A 9,693-nucleotide genomic window follows, 5' to 3' on the forward strand; every position below is an offset into this window, starting at 1 on the left:
TGCCCTGAATAGGGACTGGGCTTCATAGACGGTGCGGAGGACAACTTGCTGCCGTTGGGTGCCACCACCCACCACCCGGCACCAAATCCCTGGCTTCCCTGCCCCGCTGTGTCCCCGGGCCCTATTTCGCGGGTTCGGGCGTGCCAGGTTCGGGAGTGCCGGGTGCGGGAGTACCGGGGGCGTCCGCCACGGCGTCCGCGGGCCTGGTGTCCACAGACCCACCGGCCGCCACGGCGGCACCCCGCCTGCCGGCGTCGACCATGTCAATGGTGCGGCGCAGGGGAATTTCCTTCATGGGCAGCACGGCGGCCAGGGCCACCAGCATGATGATGATGGCGCCGATCATGAAAATCAGGGCCGGCCCGTCGCCGCAGGCAGCGCGGACAATGACCTTGACGGGGTCAGGCAGGCTGGCCAGGTCCAAGGTGGCGTGCGGTCCGCCGGATGGCTTGACGCCGGCCCCGGCGAGGCCGGCATTGACCACGCTGGTGACGCGGGTGCCCATGACGGCGCCCAGGATGGCCACGCCGGCGGCCCCGCCCACGGTGCGGAAGAACACCGCGGACCCTGACGCCGAGCCGATGTCCTTCACTGCGACGGTGTTTTGGACGGCCGGGAGCAGGTTCTGCATCATCATGCCCGGGCCCAGGCCGAAGGCAAACGTGTAGCTGCCCACCAGGGCCAGGTTGGTGTCGTGGGTGATGGTGCCGGTCAAGCCAAGGCCTGCGATCAGCAACAGCGCACCGCCCACCAGGAAGTGCTTCCACCTGCCGAACCGGGTCACCATCTGGCCGGAGTACCGTCCACGTTCGCGCGGGGAGATGATGGTGCCGATGATCGCCTGGGCGAGGGCTGTCAGGCCGCCCATGGCGATGCCCTGGATGACGCGGGCCGTGAGCAGAAGCGGAATGGTGGTGGCGAAGCCGGCCATGACGGAGCCCGCCACGAAGATGATGATGCTCAGCTGGACCAGCAGTTTTTTGTCCAAGAGTTCGGCCAGCCTGCCCTACATCGGGGTGGCGGCGGCGTTCGCGGGCAGTGCCGCCATGATGACCCAGGCAAAGTCGGTCTGTGTGCAGTGGAACTGGTCCATGATGGTGGGCAGCGCGTTGGCCACGATGGCGGTGAAAAAGGCAGCCAGCAGGCCGGTGAGTGCCTCCAGCACCTGGCGGTGGGTCATGCCGGCACTGTTGGTGCCGGCCGCGGGCCCCCACCTAAAAAAGCAGCCCGCCATCGGAATTCGATGGCAGACTGCTTCCCGGCGGGGGTCCCTGGACCCGGCGGCAGCGGGGCCGCGGCCCCGGCGCCGGACCTGCCCCGGTGCCCGTCAGGGCTGGGTGGTGCCGGCCGTGACGCTCCCGCGGAAATGCACCCTGGCGCTGCGGGCGTTCCAGGCGGTGAACTCGCTGCCCAGCCAGCCGCCGTCGTCCGCCCGGGTGTCCGCAATGTGCACGGACACCGTCGCGGGGAGGAAGATCGGCGCCTCGAAGGCAATGTCCCAGCTAAACGCCTCGGGCTTGGGCGAACCGATGTCGGAGACCACGCGCGAGGCCGCATACATGCCGTGGGCGATGGAACGCCGCAGCCCCAGCGCCTTCGCGGACAGCACGCTGAGGTGGATGGGGTTGAAGTCCCCGGAGACCGCGGCATAGGCGCGGCCGGTGTCGACGCCCAGCCGCCATTGCGCGGTGGGCTGCGGCGCGGAGAAAGGTTCCCGCTGCGCCCCGGCCGGCCTCGGCGACGGCTTGTCCAGGCCCGGAAGGTAGATCCCCTTTGCCAGATAGGTGGAGACGCCGCGCCACAGCAGCGCCGTGCCGTCGCTGTTTCGCACCTCCACCACCAGCTGGACCTGGGTGCCGGCGCGGTGCCCGGCCAGGTCCCTGGCCCAGGCCCGGATGGTCAGCACGTCGGTAAAGCGCACGGCGGCGTAGTGGTCCACCTGGTTGCGCAGGTGGACCATGCCGAGCAGCGGCAGCGGGAAATCGTCCTGCACCATGACGCCCATCGCCACCGGAAACGCCAGCGCGTGGATGTAGCCCGACGGCAGGACGTCCCGGGCGGGCTTGCCCAACAGGTGCGCGAAGGCCGTGAGCTTTGCCAGGTCGGCGGTGACGCCCCGGACCTCCAGGGCCCGGGTGGGCAGTGCCACCACGGGGACGGAACGCGCCAGCCGCTTCATGGCGGCCGTCGCCGCGGCGTTGACATACAGCTTCGACAGCGACGGCATCTCCGTCAGCACGTTTTCCATGCTCACTGCCCCACCAGGTTCTGCCCGCACACGCGCAGGATGTTGGCCGTGACCCCGGCCGAGGCCTCCGAGGCGAAATACGCGATGGCCTCGGCCACATCCTCCGGCCGCCCGCCCTGCTGCAGGCTGTTGAGGCGGCGGGCCACCTCGCGGGTGGCGAAGGGGATTTTCGCGGTCATGGCGGTTTCGATGAAGCCCGGCGCGACGGCGTTGACCGTGCCGCCTTTTTCAGCCAGCAGCGGCGCGGTGGCACGGACCATGCCGATCACGCCCGCCTTGGACGCGGCATAGTTGGTCTGGCCGCGGTTGCCGGCAATCCCGCTCGTGGAGGAGACACTGATGATCCGTGGGTGGTCCGCGAAGTGGCTGCTGGCCAAAAGTGCCTGGTTGATGCGCAGCTGCGCGGCAATGTTGACTGCAATCACGGAGTCCCAGCGGGCGGCGTCCATGTTGGCCAGCAGCTTGTCCCGTGTGATGCCGGCGTTGTGCACCACGATGTCCAGCCGGCCGTGGCGCTGTGCCGCATGGTCCAGGATGCGGGCGCCGGCTTCGGTGGCGGTGATGTCCAGCTGCAGCGCGGTGCCGTGGACTTCATTGGCAACGGCTGCCAGCTGGTCCCCCGCGGCCGGCACGTCCACGGCCACCACCTTGGCGCCATCGCGGGCCAGGGTGCGGGCAATGGAGGCGCCGATGCCGCGGGCGGCCCCGGTGACGACGGCGACCCTGCCTTCCAGGGGCCTGTCCCAGTTGGGTTCCGTGGCGCTTCCCTCGGAGGAGGCGGTCAGGAACTGGCCGTCCACGAAGGCCGAGCGTGCGGAGAGGAAGAAGCGCAGGGCCGACATGGTGCTGGGTGCGTCTGCGGCGGTGCCGTTGGCCAGGACCACGCCGTTGGCGGTGGCGCCGGCGCGCAGTTCCTTGGCCAGGGAACGCAGGATGCCGTCCACGGCGTTGCGTGCGGCGGCGGCCTCGGGGGTGTCCTGCGCGTCGGCCTGCCGTGAGATGCCCACGATCCGGCCGTTGCGCTGGAGGTCACGCAGGGCGCCGCCGACTTCCCGCAGCGGCGCGGACAGCTGGTCCGGATGGGCCAGCTCGTCCAGCACCAGCACGATGGCGCCCAAGGTGTCCCTGGGTGTGGCGTGCCGGCGCACGTCCTGGCCCCAGGACAGCAGGACGGCCGAAACGGCGTCGGCCCCCGCGGAGTGGCCCACCACCAGGATGGGGCCCTGGACCAGCGGCACGCCCGGCGTGAAGCGGCGCAGGACGGCGGGCTGTGGCAGGCCCAGGCGCTTGGCCAGTTCCCGGCCCAGGCCGCCGGAAACCAGTTCCGTGTACTTGTCCGAGGACACCTTCTGGTGTGCTGCCATCGCGGCTACCTGGCTTCCAGCAATGCCACGACGCCCTGGCCGCCGGCCGCACAGACGGAGACCAGGCCGCGGGCCGGACGGCCGTCCACCAGGCCGCGCTCGCTGAGCATCTTGGCCAGGGTGGCGATCAGCCGGCCGCCGGTGGCGGCGAAGGGGTGGCCGGCGGCAAGTGAGGAGCCGTTGATGTTGAGCTTGCTGCGGTCCACCGTGCCGAAGGCGCCGTCCAGGCCCAGCCGCGTCCGGCCGAACTCCTCGTCCTCCCAGGCCGCCAGGGTGCTCAGCACCGTGCCGGCGAAGGCCTCGTGGATTTCAAAGTAGTCAATGTCGTCAAAGGTCAGCCCGTTGCGCGCCAGCAGGCGCGGGACGGCAAACACGGGGGCCATGAGCAGGCCGTCCCTGCCGTGCACAAAGTCCACGGCCGCGGCCTCGCCGTCCACGACGTTGGCCAGCATGGGCAGCTCATGGTCCCGGGCCCAGTCCTCGGAGGCGAGCAGCACGGTCGAGGCGCCGTCGGTCAGCGGGGTGGAGTTGCCCGCCGTCATGGTGGCGGCGTCGCCCAGGTTGCGGCCGAAGACGGGCTTGAGCTTGGCCAGTTTTTCCAGCGAGGAGTCTGCGCGCAGGTTTGAATCACGGGTCAGGCCGCGGAAGGGCGTCACCAGGTCGTCGAAGAAGTGCCGGTCGTAGGCGGCGGCGAGATTTTTGTGGCTGGCCAGCGCCAGTTCATCCTGTGCCTGGCGCGTGATCTTCCATTGGGCGGTGGTCAGCGCCTGGTGCTCACCCATGGACAGCCCGGTGCGGGGCTCTCCCGTGGACGGGGTGTCCGGGGCAAGGTCCCTGGGCCGGAGCCGGCCGAGGATCTTCACCTTGCCGGCCATCGTCTTGGCCCGGTTGAGGTCCAGCAGGATGGCACGCAGGCCTTCACTGACGGCAATGGGGGCGTCGGAGGCGGAGTCCACGCCGCCGGCAATTGCGGAGTCGATCTGCCCCAGCTTGATCTTGTTGGACAAGCCGATGACGGCCTCCATGCCCGTGGCACACGCCTGCTGGAGGTCATAGGCAGGCGTGGTGGCGAGGAGTGCGGAGCCCAGCACGGCCTCACGGGTGAGGTTGAAATCGCGGGAGTGCTTCAGGACGGCTCCGGCGGCCACCTCGCCGATGGATTCGTCCTGCAGCCCGAACCGGGCCACAAGACCATCAAGCGCCGCCGTGAGCATGTCCTGGTTGGAGGCGTGGGCATAGGCCCCGCCGGAGCGGGCGAAGGGGATGCGGTTGCCGCCAACCACCACCGCCTTACGGATGGTGCCGGCTCTCGCCGTCGTGTTTTCTGCCGTGGGGGAACTCATGGAGCGGTCTCCTTAGATGTGGCGTGAATTACTGATACCCAGCGTACCTGATACGCTGGGTATCGTGAACTCGCTACCAACAGGGCAGGCCGCGCCGCCGCCCCTCCCCGTCCCGGGCGGCACGCCTGTCGACGGGCGCTCGGTGAGGTGGGAAGCGCACCGGGAGGAACGCCGTCGTTCGCTTATCAGGGCGGCCCGGCGGGCCATCCACCACCTGGGCCACGACGCCTCCATGGAGGACATCGCGGCCAACGCCGGCACCTCAAAGTCCGTCTTTTACCGCTACTTCGGTGACAAGGCCGGACTCCAGCAGGCCGTGGGGAGGGTGGTGATCGGGCAGATGCAGGCCACGATCGTCGCCGCCGGGAGGACCGCCAAGACCCCGCGCGGGGGCCTGGTGAACATGGTGACCGCGTACCTGCAGATGGCTGAGACGTCGCCCAACGTGTACACCTTTGTGACGTCCCCACCCGACGCCGGCCCGCTCCCCGAGGGCGACCTCAGCGGCTTCTTTGAGGCCGTCACCGCCATGATTTCCGAACCGCTGCGGGAGCTGCTGGGCGATCCTGACTCCCCCCTGCTGGGCTACTGGCCGACGGCGGCGATCGGGCTGGTGCGGGCCGCGGGCGAGCTGTGGCTGAAGACTCCCCCATCCGCGGCCAAGCCCGACCACCGGGCCATGGCCGAACAGATTTCTGCGTGGCTGTTCGACGGCGTCGCCCAACAGGTCGCCCCGGCTCCACGCCCCACCGACAATCCAAAGCAAGCAGAAGGAACCCGATGACTGACGTACTAAGCCGTTCAACCAAACACAACCACGACGACGGCGCCCGTGTTGACGTTGCCGCCCTGGGACAGGCGCTGCTGGGCAAGTGGGCCGAGGTGCGCCTCCAGGCACGCGAACTGGCCGGACGCCCCGAGCTGCACAAGGTTGAGGGGCTCTCCCATACCGAGCATCGCGAACGTGTCTTCCGGCAGCTTGGACTGCTGGTGGAAAACAACGGCGTGCACCGCGCTTTCCCCGTGCGGCTGGGGGGCACCAGCGACCATGGCGGCAACGTGGCCGGTTTTGAGGAGCTGGTGCTGGCTGACCCGTCCCTCCAGGTCAAGGCGGGCGTGCAGTGGGGCCTGTTCGGCTCCGCAGTGCTGCACCTGGGCACGCAGGAGCACCAGGACAAGTGGCTGCCGGGCATCATGTCCATGGAGATTCCAGGATGCTTCGCCATGACTGAAATTGGCCACGGCTCCGACGTCGCCTCGATCGCCACCACGGCCACCTATGATGCCGTCACCCAGGAGTTCGTCATCAACACCCCTTTCCGTGCTGCCTGGAAGGAGTTCATTGGTAACGCGGCCGTGGACGGTCTGGCTGCGGTGGTGTTTGCGCAGCTCATCACGCGTGGCGTGAACCACGGTGTCCACGCCTTCTATGTGGATCTGCGGGATCCGGAGACCAAGGAGTTCCTTCCTGGAATCGGCGGGCTGGACGACAACATCAAGGGCGGCCTCAACGGGATCGACAATGGCCGCCTGCACTTTTCCAATGTCCGCATTCCCCGCACCAACCTGCTCAACCGATATGGCGACGTGGCCGGGGACGGCAGCTACTCCTCCTCCATTACGAGCCCGGGGCGGCGATTCTTCACCATGCTCGGCACCCTGGTGCAGGGACGCGTATCGCTCGACGGTGCAGCCGTGGGCGCCTCCAAGGTGGCCCTGAAGATTGCCATTCAGTACGCGACGGAGCGGCGTCAATTCAACGCCGCGTCGGACACGGAAGAAGTGGTGCTGCTGGACTACCAACGCCACCAGCGCCGTCTCCTGCCGCGCCTCGCGACGACCTATGCCGCGGCTTTTGCCCATGAGGAGCTGCTGCAGAAGTTCGACGGCGTCTTCTCCGGCACCCACGACACGGACGAGGACCGCCAGGACCTGGAGACGTTGGCCGCTGCGTTGAAGTCGCTGTCGACGTGGCATGCCCTGGACACGCTGCAGGAGTGCCGCGAGGCGTGCGGGGGCGCCGGATTCATGGTTGAAAACCGCCTCACCTCGCTGCGTGCCGACCTGGATGTGTATGCCACGTTTGAGGGCGACAACACGGTCCTGCTGCAGTTGGTGGCCAAGCGCCTGCTGGCGGACTACTCGAAGGACTTCCGCAACCTGGACTTTGGCGTCCTTGCCCGCTTTGTGGTGGGCCAGGCGGCTGACCTCACCTGGAACAAGTCCGGTCTGCGCCAGGTGGCGCAGTTCGTGGCCGACTCAGGATCCGCCCAAAAGTCGGCCAAGGCCCTTAGGGACGAGAACACACAACACGAGTTGCTTGCCGGCCGCGTCCAGTCCATGGTGTCGGACATTGGGGCAGCGCTGAAGGACGCCGGGAAGCTGCCCAAGGATAAGGCGGCCGAGCTGTTTAACAGTAGCCAGAATGCGTTGATCGAGGCAGCCCGGGCCCATGCTGAACTGCTGCAATGGGAGGCGTTCACCGAGGCGCTGCACCGCATTGGGGACCCGGGCACCAGGAAGGTCCTGGCCCGGCTGCGCGACCTCTTTGGCCTGACACTCATCGAGAAGCACCTCGACTGGTACCTGATGAACGGGCGGATCTCCATGCAGCGTGCACGCACGCTGGCACCGTACATCAACCGCATTCTGACGAAACTGCGGCCCCACGCACTGGACCTGGTGGACGCGTTTGGCTACGGGCCGGAGCACCTTCGGGCCACGATTGCCACCGGGATTGAGCGCGAACGCCAGGACGAGGCACGGGACTACTACCGCAAGCTGCGTGCCAGCAAGGACGCCCCGATGGACGAGAAGGTCATGGTGCAGAAGGCCAAGGCCCGCAGGTAGGGGCGCCTTTGGGGCTTGTCCCATCCGTTCAACTTCAATGTATTCGACGGCGGCACCCGGCGGAGGGAATTTTCCCGCCGGTGCCGCCGTCGATTAAGGGTTGGGCCCTGGATCCGGTTGCGGGGTATTTCTTGGCCGACGGCCTTAGCAGCCGGTGCCGTGGGGGTTTTCGTTGCAGTTGTCGGCGTAGTTGTGGGTGACGGCGCGCCAGACGGTGAGGGGCAGGGGTGGTGAGGGGATGTGGCCTTGGCCGGGGATGGGGAGGGCGGGGCCGCCGTTGACGCTGTAGGTGCCGGTGAAGTGGGTGGTGACGGTGATGGCGTATTTGCCGGTGGCGGTGTAGATGTGGCTGGTTTGGGTTTGTTCGCCGATTCTGTCGTCGGGCAGGGGTGCGCCGGCGGTGGGGGTGGGTCCCCAGGTGGTGCCGTCGCCGTAGTTCCAGGTGTAGGTGGTGGGGGTTGCGGTGAGGTGGATTTTTTGGCCGAGCAGGGTGATGGTGAATTGTTGTTCGTGTGCGAGGGCGTAGAAGTTGGTTTCTTGTCCGCGGAGGGTGTGGGGGCCGGGTTGGGAGCCGACGGTGGCGGGTTGGACGGGTGTTTTTTGGAATTCGTGGCTGATCTGCGCGGCGATCTCGGCCAGGATGTCGCGGGGTTTTTCGGTGTAGATGCAGGTGGGACCGGAGTCGAAAACCCATTTGGGCGGAACAGCCGACTTCAATGACTTATACCAATAAACGGCAGATCCTCCGCCTGCCTCTTTGCATTTGGGCATGCTTGCCGAACACTGCGGAAAGAGGACTTGGTCCGCAGTCACGCATGCCGGTCGGAATTCATAAATAAACGGGTTAAAGGCTTGAGTTGCCGGAAGTTCCCCATAAAGCTCGGCGGCACCGGGCAGTCGACTCAGCACACGGCTTCCAATGCTTCCGTCTCCCCAGCTGGGGGTATCAGCTGCTGCCGACGAAACCTCAGCTTGAACGGTGATGAGGACAAATACACAGGCTGCTGCAGCGAGGAACTGTAGAATCTTCATGATGCAGGGCCGGTTAGTTTCTCTATGGTGTAGGCAGTCCAGCGTCCATTTTTATACGCCGCCATAAGGATGTCTGCCTGGGCAGGCGAGGCAGGATTTGCCGTTCGCAGGGATTTGTCAGGGTTGTAGAAGCTTGGCGGACTCTGTTGAGTCATGAGGACAACCTGGTACATGCCGTCCGGCGCCTTAACGAATGAAGTAGTCGTGGAGTGCACCGTCATCCGCCCGCCAACGATCCAGCCTCCTGGCTGGTACCACTTGCCGACGGGGTCGTTGATATTTTTGCATGTCCCGCAGTTGGCGTCGGTAACCTCCATCATGGGCTTTGAATCGCCGGTTTCGTAGACGTAGCCGAGGGTGGAGTACCAGTAGGTGGCGAAGGCTTCGAGTCCGGCCTTGGAGAATTCCTTGGCCTTGGCGGGCAGCACCGGGACGGGGACGTTTTGAGCCGGTCCGTTGGCGGTGGCGGGCTGGTAGACCGGGATGGGCGGCGTCGTCGGAGCCGCCGTGGTTGCTGGTGCCGCACTGGTTGGCGGAGCCGTGGCGGGGCTGGGTGCTCTGTTCGGTTGCGAGTCCGTGCCGCACCCGGCGAGAGCGAGAACTGCGGTGAGGGCCACGGCCGGCAGGGTGGCTCGTCGGCGCCAACGCCGCAGCAAAGGCCTTGCACGCAGTTTTCGCCCTGCCTGTCGGTGCTCGTCGCGGTGATGCGAGTGTGGCTTGCTGGTCGTCATGCGGACCCCCGGGTGCGTTGAGGAGGGACCCTGCATTGCTGGAGCCCCGTTTCAGCTTGACAACAAGCTACCCCACATGTGTGATCTGGACCACCAACTTATCCACAGCGGCGCGGTCTCCGCCT

General features: G+C 67.0%; 7 protein-coding genes and 1 pseudogene. 2 read left to right on the forward strand and 6 right to left on the reverse strand.

Features of this window, described 5'->3' with window-relative positions; genetic code table 11:
* Window positions 1-298: 298 nt before the first annotated feature.
* The 4 genes and pseudogenes from G6035_RS18770 to G6035_RS18785 form a co-directional block, all read right to left on the reverse strand.
* Window positions 299-1,234: pseudogene (locus G6035_RS18770) on the reverse strand (MFS transporter); the annotation flags it as partial.
* Window positions 1,235-1,327: 93 nt separating this feature from the next.
* Window positions 1,328-2,248, reverse strand: coding sequence for a MaoC/PaaZ C-terminal domain-containing protein (locus G6035_RS18775; protein ID WP_176618630.1), 921 nt, complete (start codon window positions 2,246-2,248; stop codon window positions 1,328-1,330).
* Window positions 2,249-2,250: 2 nt separating this feature from the next.
* On the reverse strand, window positions 2,251-3,612 hold the full coding sequence (locus G6035_RS18780) for a 3-oxoacyl-ACP reductase (RefSeq protein ID WP_176618624.1): 1,362 nt from the start codon (window positions 3,610-3,612) through the stop codon (window positions 2,251-2,253).
* Window positions 3,613-3,617: 5 nt separating this feature from the next.
* The gene (locus G6035_RS18785; protein WP_176618625.1) at window positions 3,618-4,955 is read right to left on the reverse strand and encodes an acetyl-CoA C-acetyltransferase; all 1,338 of its coding nucleotides are present in this window, start codon (window positions 4,953-4,955) and stop codon (window positions 3,618-3,620) included.
* A gap of 64 nt (window positions 4,956-5,019) precedes the next feature.
* On the opposite strand from G6035_RS18785, the gene G6035_RS18790 reads away from it, so the two are divergent.
* Both G6035_RS18790 and G6035_RS18795 read left to right on the forward strand, forming a co-directional pair.
* Entirely contained in the window at window positions 5,020-5,739 is a 720-nt protein-coding gene (locus tag G6035_RS18790) for a TetR/AcrR family transcriptional regulator (protein ID WP_256884403.1), read from the forward strand.
* Window positions 5,736-7,805, forward strand: coding sequence for an acyl-CoA dehydrogenase (locus G6035_RS18795; RefSeq protein WP_176618627.1), 2,070 nt, complete (start codon window positions 5,736-5,738; stop codon window positions 7,803-7,805). Before G6035_RS18790 ends, G6035_RS18795 begins: the two co-directional genes overlap by 4 nt.
* Before the next feature lie 144 nt (window positions 7,806-7,949).
* On the opposite strand, the gene G6035_RS18800 is transcribed toward G6035_RS18795, so the two are convergent.
* Complete coding sequence (locus G6035_RS18800; protein ID WP_176618628.1) at window positions 7,950-8,522, reverse strand: PKD domain-containing protein; 573 nt, start codon at window positions 8,520-8,522, stop codon at window positions 7,950-7,952.
* A gap of 311 nt (window positions 8,523-8,833) precedes the next feature.
* Window positions 8,834-9,454: a DUF6318 family protein gene (locus G6035_RS18805; protein WP_176618629.1), complete on the reverse strand. Its 621-nt coding sequence runs from the start codon at window positions 9,452-9,454 to the stop codon at window positions 8,834-8,836.
* Between the last annotated feature and the right edge of the window lie 239 nt (window positions 9,455-9,693).

It is taken from the genome of Arthrobacter sp. SDTb3-6, from assembly GCF_013376095.1.
GTDB lineage: Bacteria > Actinomycetota > Actinomycetes > Actinomycetales > Micrococcaceae > Specibacter.